We start from the raw sequence: 13,140 nt of genomic DNA, 5'->3' as shown, positions 1-13,140 counted from the left end.
CGGAGCATGCGCATAGCCCGCAATGTAGCTCCCTAACTCACTCAACAACAGCCCCATTTTGCTATTGCGTAACAGCAGGATGCTGGAAAACAGGGTGGAGAAGGTAGCCACCAGTCGCTTATCAATTTGAGCCAGTAGTTGTTCCTGCAAGGGCTGGAGGTAGTGCTGGGCTTTGGTTTGTAAAAAGGCAGCGGCTGTTGACTTTGTGGGCTGAATGCCCTTTTTTTGTTGGCATGTCTTCGACATAAAAAGACCTCCTTTCTGGTTTTGGCGTTGTGGTGATGCTCAAAACTAAGAAAGGAGGCTCTTTTTTGCACATCCCCTAAAATTCGGGATGACTCATGTTTTCTATTCATTCGCTCGTCAAAATGTCCGGTTTGGAGCTTGATTCTTCCGGTTCGTCGAGGTAAAAAAGACAAAGACAATCCCTTTTTTTTGCTTTGTACATGAATTTCGATTCGTGTATGAAAAAGGTGTTCATCGTCATCCTGTTGTTGGCCAGTCATGAAGGAGGGGCGCAAACCGTCGTTCGGACGGTGCAGGAGGCCCTTCAACTGGCCCGGCAGCAAAATCCCGATCTGAAAATTGCCCGGCAAAACCGCATCACGCAGGAGCAGCAACGGGCCGCCACCCGCGCCGGTCTGATGCCAACGGCGCGGGCGTTTACCAACCTCGACTATAATTATGCGCTGCCGACACAGTTGATTCCGGCGGAGTTTCTGGGTGGTCAGCCCGGCGAATTCCGGTCGCTGCAATTTGGCGTTCCGTTCAACCTGACGGCGGGCGTGGAGGTTTCGATGCCCTTGCTGAGTCGCCCGAACCGCCTGGATGTTGGATTGACCAACCAGAATTTACGAATCATCGACGACCAGAACCTGGTGTTGCAGGACGAGGTGTCGACGCAGGTTGCGCGGGTGTACCACGCCACGCTGCTGACCCGCTCGGCCATCGACATTGCCCGCCGGAACGTGGCCAACGCGGATACCGTCGCGACCATTGCCCGGTATCGACTGGAAAAAGGCCAGATCGAACCGCTGGAATACAACCGCCTGCAATCCATCCGGCTAACGGCGGAGGATGTGCTGCGGCAAAATGAACTGAGTTATGTCCGCAACCAAAACCAGATGAAGATATTGCTGGGGCTTACCGTGCGGGATTCGCTGGTGCTGGAGCAGAATCTTGTTGGGTCGTCTGCGCAAAACGGATTTTCGGCTCTGAATGGATCCGTCGAACGGCCACAGATCACCGTTCGCCGTTCGCAACTGACATTATTTCAGCAGCAGTTGAACCGGGAAAATGCCCTGCGGTGGCCCACGCTGTCGATCTATGCCCGGTATTCGGCTCAGGCGCAACGGAAACAGTTCGACTTTCTGGATTTTAGCGAAAAGTGGTTTCCCATTGGTGTAGCCGGTCTACAACTCAATATTCCTCTGTATACGGGCGGTTTGCGGACGGCCAACCTGAACCGCGCCCGGCTGCGGATCGAGCAGGCGCAGGCTGAACTGGCGTATGAACAAACGCGCGCGGAAGCCGACAATCAGGATATTCTGAATGCGTATAACCAGGCCGTTCGTTCGCTGGTTTTTAACCGGCAGAATTTCGAATTGAACGAGCAGAATACGCAGATTGCCCTGGTGAAATATAGGGCGGGAATTTTTGCGTATGACCAGTATCTGAACGTATTCAATGAGTCGTTGAACGCCCAAAACCGCTACCTGAATAATTTGTCGAATGTGTTTATCAATCAGACGATTTTGCAGATCAGAAATGGACAATAAAGCACACCCCGAATTGAATTACGAGTTCCTGCTTCCGACGGTTGCGGGAATGCGAAAGGGACTCATTCTGCTGGCTATAGCGGTTTTATCCGGCTGTAACCGGAAAGAAGAAGGCACTTCGCCGACCTATAAAGACCTGACGGAAGCGGTTTATGCATCGGGCGGTATTTACCCCCGGAATGAGTACAAAGTGCTAGCCAATGCAGACGGTATTTTGCAGCAGAAGCTGATTAGTGAGGGCGATTCGGTCAAACGCAGTCAATTGTTGTTTGTGCTGGAAGGCATTACGCAGGGCGCGCGCGAACAGGCTACGGCCAACATTTACCGACAGTCGCAGGCCAACCTGAGCAGCAACTCGCCGGTTTTAGCTGAACTCGAAGCGCAGGTTCGCACGGCGCAAACCTGTCTGGCCAACGACTCGGTCAATTACGCCCGCTACCGGGATTTGTACCAGCAAAATGCGACCTCCAAAGCCGAACTGGAGCGGGTTCAACTGGCCTACCAGACGTCTCGAAACGACTACATTGCCCGGCGCAGTTCGCTGCAACGCACCCGGAATCAGTTGTATGTCGACTTGCAAAACTCACGAAGTCAGTACGTTGCCAGCGGGCAGGAGCAGGGCAACACCCGCGTCCGGAGTTTTGTGGATGGCAAGGTATACGAGATTTTGAAAGAACCGGGCGAAGTGATTCGCCGGAACGACCAGCTCGCGCTGATTGGAAGCGGTCATGATGTGTTTGTGAAACTGGCGGTCGACGAAAGCGATTTTGGAAAGATGCGGCAAGGGCAGGAGGTGGTGGTCAAAGCGGATGTCTATCCCAATAAAGTGTTCAAAGCCCGGGTCAGGAAGATTTATCCGAAGCTGAACCGGGTCGATCAGTCGTTCCGGGTCGATGCGGATTTTGTCGGTGAACGACCCGACGCGTATTACGGATTGACGGTCGAAGCCAATATCATCATCAGCCAGAACAACCGGGTGCTGACGATTCCGAAGTCGTATGTGGTTGGAAATGATAGCGTTTGGGTCAGTGAGAACGGCGATAAAAAGAAGGTGAGAATTGTAAAGGGCGCTGAGAATTTCGATCTGGTCCAAGTGAAAGGCGGTTTGAATGAGAAGTCTGTTGTGGTTAATCCGGAATGAATTTACAAAGTTATTTCGCGGAGATTAGCGGAGAAAAAGAGAGTTTAGCAGAGCTTTTTTCTTCGCTTAACTCCCTTTTTTCTCCGCTAATCTCCGCGAAATAATTCTCGAAAATCTATGAATCTCAGCATCACCATCCAAATTGCCAAAACGCACCTGCTGTCGAAGAAGCGGCAAACCCTCGTCGCCATGCTGGGCGTGACGTTCGGGATTGCCATGTTCATCACCATGATTTCGTTCATGCAGGGCGTCAACCAGTTTCTGGAAGACTCGGCGCTGGACGCTAGTCCGCACGTGCGGATGTACAACGAGGTGAACACGCAGCGCCCCGCCCTGATCGACCAATTGAACCGGAGCGACTCGGCCTTCAACGTCATCTATCATCAGAAACCGAAGGAACAATTGTCGCGGCTGAAAAACGGTTTTCTGATTGCCCGACGGATCGAGCAGGAGCCGGGTGTACTGGGCGTTTCGCCCCAACTCAGCACGCAGGCATTCTACAACAACGGTCCCATTCAGATTTCAGGAACCATCGCCGGGGTTGACATCGATCGCGAAAACCGTCTGTACAATCTGAAAAGCCGGTTAAAATCCGGAACGATTGAAGCCTTGCGGAGCAACCCGAACGGGCTGATTATGGGCAATGTGCTGGCACGGAAGCTCAACGTTCGCGAAGGTGACAAGGTAAGTGTGACGACGCCGACGGGGGGGACGATGATTCTGCGGGTGGTCGGCACCTTCGGATTCGGCATCGGAACGGTCGACAACACCAAGAGTTACGCCAATTTATCGACAGTGCAGGAGATTTTGCAGAAAGATGCGAGCTATGTGACCGATATTCACATCAAAATGTTCGATCCGTTGCTGGCGCTGCCACTGGGTAAAAAACTGCGGGCCATATACGGATATTATACGGAAGACTGGGCAACGGCAAACTCGGCCATCCTGGCGGGTGAAAAAATCCGGAATGTCATGACGTTTGTGGTGTCGATGACGCTGTTGGTAGTGGCCGGTTTTGGCATTTACAACATCATGAACATGAATGTCATCAATAAAATAAAGGATATCGCCATTTTGAAAGCGACCGGTTTTGAAGGGAAAGATATCGTTCTGATTTTTCTGCTCCAGGCGGTTTTTATCGGGGTATTGGGTGGATTGCTGGGGCTGCTGATTGGCTTTGTACTCAGTTACTTGTTATCCATTACACCCTTCAACGCCGGGGATTTTTTAAGCATCAAAACGTTCCCGGTTATTTTTGATCTGAAATATTACGGAATGGGCCTTCTTTTTGGATTGATTACGACGGTTTTAGCCGGTTATTTTCCTTCTCGAAAAGCCTCGAAAGTAGACCCGGTTTCGATATTAAGAGGATAACGATGGAAAAGGTATTAAAAGCATCGCATTTCAATAAGTACTTCACCGAACCTGATCGGTTTCAGGTGCTGAAAGATGTGACGTTCGAGGTCAATAAAGGTGAATTTCTGGCGATTGTTGGCAAGTCGGGTTGCGGCAAATCGACGCTGTTGTATTTGCTATCAACGATGGACACGGAGTATGAAGGAACACTGGAGATTAACGGACAAACGTTAACGGGTCGCAGTCAGGATTATCTGTCGAAGTTTCGGAATGAACACCTCGGTTTTGTATTTCAGTTTCACTTTTTGTTGCCGGAATTCACCACCTTACAAAACGTGATGCTTCCAGCTTTAAAATTGGGGAAATACTCGGAAAAAGAGGTCGAACACCGGGCTTACGAAAAGCTGAAAATGATCGGAATGGAAGACCACGCCCGCAAACTATCGAGCAAATTATCGGGCGGACAGCAGCAACGCGTGGCCATCGCCCGCGCCTTGATCAACGATCCAACCATTGTGATGGGCGACGAACCAACGGGGAACCTGGACAAGACCAATACCGGGATTGTCTTTGATATTTTCCGCGAAATTGCGCAGGAAAACCACCAAACCATTATTGCCGTTACCCACGATCCCGACTTTGCCGCCGGTTGCGACCGGGTCATTGAGATGTCGGACGGCATAATCATTTCCAGCCATGAAAATCAAGTTTAACAAATACGTCGAGCTGCTATTGCTGTGGGGAGCCCTGGGTGGTGTGGTGGGTCGGCAGTGGCTGATGCCCGATATTACGTGGCAGGTTCAGGTTGAATTATTCTTTCTGTCCTTTTTTGTTTTGAACGCCATCTGGCTGTTTCATTACTGGTTCAATGATTATCTGAATCGCCAATTGCCCTTTGAAAAAAATATCAAATTACGCGTTTTGATTCAGATCATTGGTGGGTGGGGCATTGTAAAAACCGTGTATTTGGTAATTAGTTATTTTGTTTATACCGAGTTTTTATCGGCGCAACTAACCAGCATTCCCTTACTCAACCGGTTTAGTGTGATCATCATTGGGATGACGGTTTTTTTAGCGAATACGGTGGTGTGTCTGGGCTTTATCGCTAGTCATTTCCTGAAACAATGGCAGGAGAATGCCGTTCGGGCAACGCAACTCGAGAAGGAGAAAATTCAGGTGCAGCTCGATAGTTTAAAAAATCAGATTAGCCCGCATTTCCTCTTCAATAGTTTGTCGTCTCTGGACGGATTAATTCACGAAAATCCGGATTTAGCATCGCAATTTTTGCGGCAACTATCGAAAGTATTCCGGTATGTCATCCAGCATAAAGACAAGGACCTGGTGAGCTTAACCACCGAAACCGACTTTATAAATAACTACATTCTGCTCCTGAAAACCCGCTTTAATGGCTCGCTTGATATTCAGGTGAAAATCCCACCGGCCTACGCCGATAAAGCCATTGTACCGGTAACTTTACAAATTCTGGTTGAAAATGCCATCAAGCACAATGTCGCCAATGCCGGGCAGCCGCTGACCATTCAGATCGTAGCGGATGAAGACTATGTCTCCGTCGAAAATAACCTGCAACGAAAACCGCGGGTTGAAACGTCGAATGGGCAAGGGTTGACGAATTTGAAAGCTTTATACCACTTTTTGAGCGAGAAGGAAGTGAAAGTGGAAGAACACAATGACCGGTTCCGGGTGAGCATTCCCTTGGTTTAATGAAAAATGAACTCTGAAAAATAACAAATGAATGGCCAATCGTCGTACATTGTGCGCAATCATCATTTCGTAAAAAACTATGACGCACGCACACAATGCCGACCAATTGCTGGACATTACGCTCCGGGAGTTGACTACCGATCCGGTTCATTTGCAACCGATGGCAAACAGTTTTATTGATCAATGGGTCCGGGCGCTGGGATCTGGTCACCTGGTTCTGGACGATATTTCGGATGAACTGGAGCAACTGAAGGCGGCACTGGCCACCGGAAAAAGCCTGCTAATTGCCGAGTCGCTGCATTCACTGGCGAAGCTGACCCGGAAAAGTCTGGAGAATGCGGAAGAGGAAATGAAAGGAAAACTTCAGGAGTTGGCGACTACGCTGGATGCGGTTTCGACGGGATTGGGAAGAAAAGGAAAATAAAGAAAAAGGATAATAATGAATGTTGAATAACGAATAATGAATAACGAAGTCAGAACTTTTGCTTTTTGCCCCTAAATCCCCTGAAGGGGACTTGGACGCACCTGCATCCGGATGCGTAAAGTCCCCTTCAGGGGATTTAGGGGCAAAATCGAAGTCATTACCCCACTTTCGCTATTCAACATTCATTATTCGTTATTCGCTAAACATTACTCCGTAACATCCCGCAGCGTCGCGATTTGATCGCGGGTTTGGCGGAGTTCGTCGAGTTGGGTGCTGAGGGTTTGGCGGATGTAGGATGGAATGCTTTCATCTTCCAACGTTTCTTCGTATTCTTCAACCGCAGCATTTTCGCCAAAAACGCAGGATTCGAGAACCGTATTACGGTCTTTTCCCGTAAAGGCCGACTTGATGTCGATCCAGGCGCGGTGAATTTTGCTGCCGGTACTGGTTTCGTCAACGCCGGGAACCACTCCGCCAATGCGAACGATGTTGTCGGCCAGTTCACTCCGGAATTTCCGGCTTTGTGAAGTCAGGTTCTTGAACAGAGAAGCCAGTTCGGCGTCTTCGATGTCCTCGGCGGCTTTTTCAAAACCGTTGATGCGGTCGTTGTTAATTTTAACCAGATCGTTCAGAGAGTCAACTATTTCGTCGTTTGTCATGATTGCAAGGTGTGTTGATTATTACCTATTTTAACTGGATCATTCAGCGAATGTTTAATAAAAATCGATTTTGAGCGTAAAAAAGGCATGACTATTTTATTGATCGAAGATGAACCGCTGGTTGCCAAAACGTTGGCCCGACTGGTTCGGCAACTGGAGCCGGAGGCTCATCTCGAAGGACCGCTGGAGAGTGTGCAGATGGCGATGGAGTGGTTTGGCCGCCACCGCGCCACCGATCTTCCGGAGCCGGATCTGATTTTGTCAGACATTCAGCTTTCCGACGGAGTCAGTTTTGATATCTATCGTGAAATCAATCCGAAGTGTCCCATCATTTTTACGACGGCTTACGACGAATATGCCATTCGGGCGTTCAAACTCAACAGCATCGATTACCTGCTGAAACCAGTCGAACCGGACGAATTAAAAGCCGCCTTCGACAAATACCACCGTTGGCGGCAGGGCGGTACTTCGGCCGATTTTCGGGATCAGCTCCGGGATTTGCTGGCGGACGTTTCGGCACCGAGCAAAAAGTACAAACACCGGTTTATGGCGCATTACCTCCGGAATATTGTGCCGGTTCTGGAAGAAAACGTGGCGTATTTTTGCCGGGATGAGTTGATCTATCTCTACACGATGGACGGGCAGAAATTGGTAACGGATTACGGCTCGCTGGATGAACTGGAAGAACTGACGGATCCGGGTGTTTTCATTCGCGCCAACCGCCAGTGTCTGGTCAATCTGAATGCGATTGCCGGTTATCAATCGCATTACAGCGGCAAGCTGATTGTCACCCTCCGAAAACCGGCCACGACTGAATTGACCATCAGCAAAGAAAAAGCCGCCGTGTTCCGGGAGTGGTTTGAGCAGGGGTGATTTTAGAATAGAGAAGTGAGAGTCGAGAAGTGAGAACAGAGAGGGGGACGGTATTTTGGGCGGTTGGTCTTTACTCTCTTGTCTCTGCTCTCTTGTCTAGTCTTCTTTTTGAACAATCTGAACCCGCACCAGATCGATCCGGGCTTCCGTCATCGACAGAATCGTAAACGTAAACGGCGACATTTCAATCACATCGTTTACGTTCGGAATTTCGCCATTGATCGATAAAATTAAACCGCCCAGGGTATCATAATCGCCTTCTGGAATGCCCCAGCCGTACTTTTCATTCAGATTTTCGATTTCGTGCCGGGCACTCAGGAGCCAGGTATTGTCGTCCAGTTGTCGTTCGTCCCAGTCTTCGTTGGTGTCGTATTCGTCCTGAATCTCGCCGAAAATCTGTTCTACTAAATCCTCGACGCTAACCAGACCTGATGTTCCCCCGAATTCATCAACTACCAAAGCGAGACTTTTGCGTTCGGCCAGAAACTTTTCGAGCAACAACCGGGCGGGCATACTGTCCGGCACAACCCGAATGGGTGTCAGGATGCTTTCGATGCTTTGCGGTTTTTGAAAGAGGGCCAGGGCGTGGCAATAGCCGATCACATCGTCGATGTTACCACGATATACGACAATTTTCGAATGGCCGCTGTCTTGAAAACAGTTCTTCAGTTCCTCAATGCTGTCTTCCACATCCACCGCCGTAATTTCCGTCCGTGGAATCATGCAATCCCGCACAGCTACTTTGCGGAAATCGATGGCATTGTTCAGAATTTCGGTATCGATGTCGATTTCTTCCTGACTCGAATCGACCTGCTGTTTCTGCTGGTTGAATTGCTGGAGGTAGTGGTTCAGGTCGATCAGGCCAAAAACCGGCCGAACTTCGGAGTACTGACTTCCCGGAATAATCTTGACGATGCCTTTGGTGAGCCAGACCATCAGCCGGACGATGGGCGCAATAGCCTTGTAGATGACCCAAATCGGGATGGCCAGCCTTTCCATGAACGCATCGGGATGAATGAGCGCCAGGCTTTTAGGAACATAATCCGCGAACGGCATGAAAACAACCGTCAGAATCAGCGTTTCGATGACGATCAGTGTAACGGGATGGTTGAACGCATCCGGAACGTAGGCTGACAGAAACGGGTTGAGGGCCGTCACGCCCAGCACACCGTATAACACCAGAAAGAGCGTATTCCCGGTCAGGGTTGTACCGACAAACAGAATGGGTTGTTTCAGAAAGGCCGATACCAGCTTTTCGCCTAAGGGCCCCTGTTTACTGTGCAGTTCAAAATAAAGCCGGTTCACCGATTGGTAGGCCATCTCGACCGCCGAGAAAAAACCGGCCAGCACCAGTGCCACGAATGCTCCGAGGAGAATACTGTAGGATTCCATAGGGTTTCTGAACTCGGATTACGCGGATTAAAAGACCGTGTCAGCGATCGTGGTTAATCCTTTAATCTGCGTAATCCGAGTTCAAGACTTTTTCTTCTTTTTTCGGGTTGGTTTCACCGGAACCGCCGGTTTTTGTTTGACCGAATTCAGGTGTACGCCACGAACATACATAAAAGCCAGCAAAAACGCCAGACACAGCATAATTAGCCAGTAATGTTCGCCAAACGTACGCGTCCGCCGGAACTCCAGAACCCACAGAATAAGGCAGCCGATGGAAAGGGAAATAAGAACGGTTTCTCTGATTTTCATAAAATGCCTACTGTGAACTGCCCACCAGCGTCGGCTTCTTTTTGTCCCGCATCTTGGTGAATTCCCGGTAGCGACGGATTGCAGCCATCGAGAAACCGATGACAAGCACAAACGTCCCGATCCAGAGCAGGTTGATGAGCGGCATTTCCTTGGCTTTCATCACGATGTAATCGCGCTGGGTCGTGTTGGCCGTGAAGGTAAACAGGCCGGTTCGCGGATCGATTTCGTTCAACTGAAGCCGTAAGCCGAGTTCTTCGTTGGTTTCGGCTTTCCGGCCCACCATGCGGTCTTTGATGATGAAGGCCGGTGACAGGGTATATTCCCGCTCCTTGTCCAGCACGCGAACCACGGCTTTGACAGCCGCATCGTTTGGTCCGAGGGGCGTTCCTTCGATTTCGCGGGTTTGAATGACATTGTCAAAAACCGCTACGTAATCGTTTACGAAGAAGGTGTCTTTGGGCGCAATCCGGTACGTTTCCGTCGGGCTCCAGGTGCCTTCGCTGCTGGGGTCGGGAACGGTCGCTACGTAGGTATAGAGGTCTTTGCCCGGCATCCGGCGAATATCCGGCGAGGGCAGAAAACCGCCTGCGCCCATTTGCTCGTTGATCTGACCGCGCGGATACAAGGTGAAAATTTTGCCACCAGGTTCGCGGTATTCCACTTCGTAATAGGTGTTTTCGGGATGCAGGGCAACGGTATCGCCTTTTTTGTGATACAGCTTGCCGTTTTGTTCAATATCCCGTGTCGCAATTCCGTGAAAACTCAGTTCCGGCGTGGCGCCCACAATCGGCTCGACCCAGTTGCGGGGAACGTAATCCGGCACGTCGCGAATCTCGATCCGCTGGCCCCGGTACGTGAGGAGATAACCGCTCATTTTCTGCGGCTGATTGAGCCACAGGATGACGTTTTCCTTGTTTTCCTTGTTATCATTTTTCGTAAAATCGTCCCCTTTCGAAATCAGCAAACCGGTGTTGTTCAGGGAGACAATTTTGGAATAGCCCGACGAAAACAAAATTCCGATTAGCATCAGGGCCACGCCAATGTGCGCCACTGCGCCACCCGACAGCTTGTAATTCCCCCGAACGACGCCCCACAAAATGCTCGAATTCGCAACAATGGCAAAAACCGATGTAGTGAGCAACACCATGAAGGCCGGTTTCGTAATGTCACCGTAAGCAATCAAACCGCCACTGATGAACATCGTAATGATGCCGGAAGTAATGAGGGAATTCAGGTTGCCTTTGCCTACTTTCCGCCACCAGATGAATTGCCCGATCCCCGTCAAGAGCGCAATGGCCGAGAAAAACCAGATCTGGAATTTGTTGTAGTGCGCCACCTGGTCGGCGGGCATGGCGATGTTGGGGCTAAATCCGAAGGCTTCCCCTATTTTGTTATACACCGGAAACGAAGTGGTGTTCAGAACCTGAAAACCGGCCAGACAGAGCACAATGGCACCAATGAATAGCCAGAATTCTTTGGAATAAACGGAAGTTTCTTCTTCGTCTTTCTCGATCAATTTCCACTTGAAACTGATTAACACCACGGCCATGGCTACGAAAACCAGCATGTAAATCAGCAACTGGCCGGAAAGTCCCAAATCCGTAAAGGAGTGAACCGAGGCATTGCCCAGAATACCGCTGCGGGTCAGGAAGGTCGAGTACAGAATCAGCAGGAAAGTGGCTACCGAAAGAATGATGGCGGTTTTCAAACCAGTCGAACTCTTTTTGGCAATCAGCATGGCGTGAATGGACGCAATCAGGACCATCCAGGGCACCAGCACCGAGTTTTCGACCGGGTCCCAGTTCCAGTAACCTCCGAAATTAAGGGTTTCGTAAGCCCAGTAGCCACCCATCAAAATCCCGACGCCCAACACCATCGCCGAAAACAAAGCCCAGGGCAGGGCAGGACGCATCCATTCTTTCGGCTCGTTTTTCCACAAACCGGCGATGCAAAAAGCAAACGGAATCAGCGTGGTAGCATAGCCCAGAAACAGGGTCGGCGGGTGAATGACCATCCAGTAATTTTGCAGCAGCGGGTTCATGCCCTTGCCGTCTTCCGGAATGTAATTGGGGTTGCTGGTGAAAATCGGCATTTCGGCCAACGCATCCCGCATCAATATGAAAGGTGAACTACCCACTTTGAAGGTGTCGCCAAAAACCACACCCAGAATCATGGACGCCAGAAAGGCCTGAACCAGCGCAAAAACCGTCATCATCGGCGCTTCCCACTGGCGCGAACTGCGGCTTTGTGCGCGGTCGTCGCGGTTGGTTTGAATCAGGACGATGCCCAGAATCACGTTCCAGAACAGCCAGAGCAGAAAACTGCCTTCCTGTCCGTGCCAGAAGCTCGAGATGATGTATTCGGCTGGCAGCGCGCGCGACGAGTAGTTCCAGGCGTAATGGTATTCGTAATAATGATTGGAAATGATGTAGAACAGACAGGCGACGATACCGAAAATGGCCACGCCGTGGAGGTAAAAAGCACCCCTGGCCAGCCAGCGCCACTGCGTAATTTCCCGTTTGTTTTGCAACAGCTCGTTACCCGCCAGCGAAATCCGCAGGTATGCGAACGTGGACATCAGGGCCGTAACAAAGGATATAATAACAAAAAGGTGGCCGATATTACCGACGGTTGTATGAATCATGATTGAATGGTTCGAATGGCTAAAGGGATGGTTTTATGGTTAAAAATGGTTGAATGGTTTTGATGGTTGTAGGACTTACGTCTGATAATTCTTTACACTTTCGCTTTTACCCCTAAATCCCTTAAAGGGGACTTGGACACTGCTTAATCCGGATCAGAAAGTCCGGCAGCGGCCGACCGTCCTTTAGGGGATTTAGGGGTAAAAGCGAAAGTCCTAGGTGGAAGGTATTGGTCATGATTGAAAGCGTTCGATCACCTAACCATTTTAACCATCAAAACCATTCAACCATTTTCAACCATTAGAACCATTTTGTCATCTCTTTATAGCTTTGCCGTTTTAGCTTCGTATTCCTTCGTTTCCAGCTTGTTATCCTGGTATTTCGACGGGCATTTCAGCAGGATTTTGTCAGCGCGGAAATGATCACCCTGCATGCTGCCGATCACCACCACCTGTTCGGAACGGTCGAAATCCTGCGGTTTGGGCGAATTGTAAACCACTTTCTGGAGGTGGTTTTCGGTGTCGATCAGCGTGAATTCGAAACGGTTGGGGTCGACCTGGGGTTGATACACCATGTTGATGATCTTGCCCTGAGCGTCTTTTGTCAGGGTGCCCACGACGTGAACGCCGTCAGATTCACCACTTTTGGCCAGTTCAGCCGCCTGGGTGAAAGTCACGTAAGAACTGGCATCCCCCGCGGTGGAGATGATGATACCGATTGCCAGGGCAATCACGACAATACCGAGAATATGTGTTTTTTTCATGATGGAGAGGAAAGACGATAGACAAGAGAGTAAAGACAAAAATGCATCCTACATTTCTTTACTCTCTTGTCTATCGTCTCA

Annotated in this window: 12 protein-coding genes and 1 pseudogene; 7 read left to right on the top strand and 6 right to left on the bottom strand. The window is 50.0% G+C overall.

The features are described 5' to 3' along the window. Nucleotides 1-246, bottom strand: a pseudogene (locus DUE52_RS12055) (hypothetical protein); the annotation flags it as partial. Nucleotides 247-464: 218 nt separating this feature from the next. Here DUE52_RS12055 and DUE52_RS12050 point away from each other — a divergent pair. From DUE52_RS12050 to DUE52_RS12025, 6 genes are all read left to right on the top strand, one after another. Beyond that, entirely contained in the window at nucleotides 465-1,778 is a 1,314-nt protein-coding gene (locus tag DUE52_RS12050) for a TolC family protein (RefSeq protein ID WP_114406275.1), read from the top strand. Beyond that, nucleotides 1,768-2,919, top strand: a complete 1,152-nt coding sequence (locus DUE52_RS12045) for an efflux RND transporter periplasmic adaptor subunit (RefSeq protein ID WP_374755895.1) — start codon at nucleotides 1,768-1,770, stop codon at nucleotides 2,917-2,919. The genes DUE52_RS12050 and DUE52_RS12045 overlap by 11 nt, the downstream gene beginning before the upstream one ends. Nucleotides 2,920-3,036: 117 nt before the next feature. Beyond that, nucleotides 3,037-4,293: an ABC transporter permease gene (locus DUE52_RS12040; protein ID WP_114406254.1), complete on the top strand. Its 1,257-nt coding sequence runs from the start codon at nucleotides 3,037-3,039 to the stop codon at nucleotides 4,291-4,293. A gap of 2 nt (nucleotides 4,294-4,295) precedes the next feature. After that, nucleotides 4,296-4,988 (top strand): ABC transporter ATP-binding protein, encoded by a 693-nt coding sequence (locus tag DUE52_RS12035; protein WP_114406253.1) that lies wholly within the window; start codon nucleotides 4,296-4,298, stop codon nucleotides 4,986-4,988. Then, nucleotides 4,972-5,997, top strand: a complete 1,026-nt coding sequence (locus DUE52_RS12030; RefSeq protein WP_114406252.1) for a sensor histidine kinase — start codon at nucleotides 4,972-4,974, stop codon at nucleotides 5,995-5,997. The genes DUE52_RS12035 and DUE52_RS12030 overlap by 17 nt, the downstream gene beginning before the upstream one ends. A 79-nt stretch (nucleotides 5,998-6,076) precedes the next feature. Further along, on the top strand, nucleotides 6,077-6,421 hold the full coding sequence (locus tag DUE52_RS12025; protein ID WP_114406251.1) for a hypothetical protein: 345 nt from the start codon (nucleotides 6,077-6,079) through the stop codon (nucleotides 6,419-6,421). Nucleotides 6,422-6,627: 206 nt separating this feature from the next. Here the strand turns inward: DUE52_RS12025 and DUE52_RS12020 are convergent, their stop codons facing one another. Then, nucleotides 6,628-7,080 carry a ferritin-like domain-containing protein gene (locus DUE52_RS12020; RefSeq protein ID WP_310587803.1) on the bottom strand — a complete coding sequence of 151 codons (453 nt, stop codon included), beginning with the start codon at nucleotides 7,078-7,080 and terminating at the stop codon, nucleotides 6,628-6,630. An 87-nt stretch (nucleotides 7,081-7,167) separates the two neighbouring features. Here DUE52_RS12020 and DUE52_RS12015 point away from each other — a divergent pair, with 87 nt between their 5' ends. Then, nucleotides 7,168-7,953 (top strand): LytR/AlgR family response regulator transcription factor, encoded by a 786-nt coding sequence (locus tag DUE52_RS12015; RefSeq protein ID WP_114406249.1) that lies wholly within the window; start codon nucleotides 7,168-7,170, stop codon nucleotides 7,951-7,953. Nucleotides 7,954-8,049: 96 nt separating this feature from the next. Here the strand turns inward: DUE52_RS12015 and DUE52_RS12010 are convergent, their stop codons facing one another. The 4 genes from DUE52_RS12010 to DUE52_RS11995 all read right to left on the bottom strand — a co-directional run bounded on the left by DUE52_RS12010 (nucleotide 8,050) and on the right by DUE52_RS11995 (nucleotide 13,059). Next, nucleotides 8,050-9,345, bottom strand: coding sequence for a hemolysin family protein (locus tag DUE52_RS12010; protein WP_114406248.1), 1,296 nt, complete (start codon nucleotides 9,343-9,345; stop codon nucleotides 8,050-8,052). 81 nt (nucleotides 9,346-9,426) lie between these two features. Beyond that, nucleotides 9,427-9,654, bottom strand: a complete 228-nt coding sequence (locus DUE52_RS12005; RefSeq protein WP_114406247.1) for a hypothetical protein — start codon at nucleotides 9,652-9,654, stop codon at nucleotides 9,427-9,429. A 7-nt stretch (nucleotides 9,655-9,661) separates the two neighbouring features. Continuing rightward, on the bottom strand, nucleotides 9,662-12,298 hold the full coding sequence (ccsA, locus tag DUE52_RS12000; RefSeq protein WP_114406246.1) for a cytochrome c biogenesis protein CcsA: 2,637 nt from the start codon (nucleotides 12,296-12,298) through the stop codon (nucleotides 9,662-9,664). Nucleotides 12,299-12,618: 320 nt separating this feature from the next. Beyond that, the gene (locus DUE52_RS11995) at nucleotides 12,619-13,059 is read right to left on the bottom strand and encodes a cytochrome c maturation protein CcmE domain-containing protein (RefSeq protein ID WP_114406245.1); all 441 of its coding nucleotides are present in this window, start codon (nucleotides 13,057-13,059) and stop codon (nucleotides 12,619-12,621) included. Nucleotides 13,060-13,140 lie beyond the last annotated feature (81 nt).

Source organism: Larkinella punicea, assembly GCF_003334855.1.
Lineage (GTDB): Bacteria > Bacteroidota > Bacteroidia > Cytophagales > Spirosomataceae > Larkinella > Larkinella punicea.
This window is presented reverse-complemented; position numbering and strand designations above follow the sequence as displayed.

Coding starts and splice junctions, on each gene's coding strand:
- DUE52_RS12050 (WP_114406275.1), top strand. CDS start 465: ATGAAAAAGGTGTTCATCGTCATCCTGTTGTTGGCCAGTCATGAAGGA.
- DUE52_RS12045 (WP_374755895.1), top strand. CDS start 1,768: ATGGACAATAAAGCACACCCCGAATTGAATTACGAGTTCCTGCTTCCG.
- DUE52_RS12040 (WP_114406254.1), top strand. CDS start 3,037: ATGAATCTCAGCATCACCATCCAAATTGCCAAAACGCACCTGCTGTCG.
- DUE52_RS12035 (WP_114406253.1), top strand. CDS start 4,296: ATGGAAAAGGTATTAAAAGCATCGCATTTCAATAAGTACTTCACCGAA.
- DUE52_RS12030 (WP_114406252.1), top strand. CDS start 4,972: ATGAAAATCAAGTTTAACAAATACGTCGAGCTGCTATTGCTGTGGGGA.
- DUE52_RS12025 (WP_114406251.1), top strand. CDS start 6,077: ATGACGCACGCACACAATGCCGACCAATTGCTGGACATTACGCTCCGG.
- DUE52_RS12020 (WP_310587803.1), bottom strand. CDS start 7,080: ATGACAAACGACGAAATAGTTGACTCTCTGAACGATCTGGTTAAAATT.
- DUE52_RS12015 (WP_114406249.1), top strand. CDS start 7,168: ATGACTATTTTATTGATCGAAGATGAACCGCTGGTTGCCAAAACGTTG.
- DUE52_RS12010 (WP_114406248.1), bottom strand. CDS start 9,345: ATGGAATCCTACAGTATTCTCCTCGGAGCATTCGTGGCACTGGTGCTG.
- DUE52_RS12005 (WP_114406247.1), bottom strand. CDS start 9,654: ATGAAAATCAGAGAAACCGTTCTTATTTCCCTTTCCATCGGCTGCCTT.
- ccsA (WP_114406246.1), bottom strand. CDS start 12,298: ATGATTCATACAACCGTCGGTAATATCGGCCACCTTTTTGTTATTATA.
- DUE52_RS11995 (WP_114406245.1), bottom strand. CDS start 13,059: ATGAAAAAAACACATATTCTCGGTATTGTCGTGATTGCCCTGGCAATC.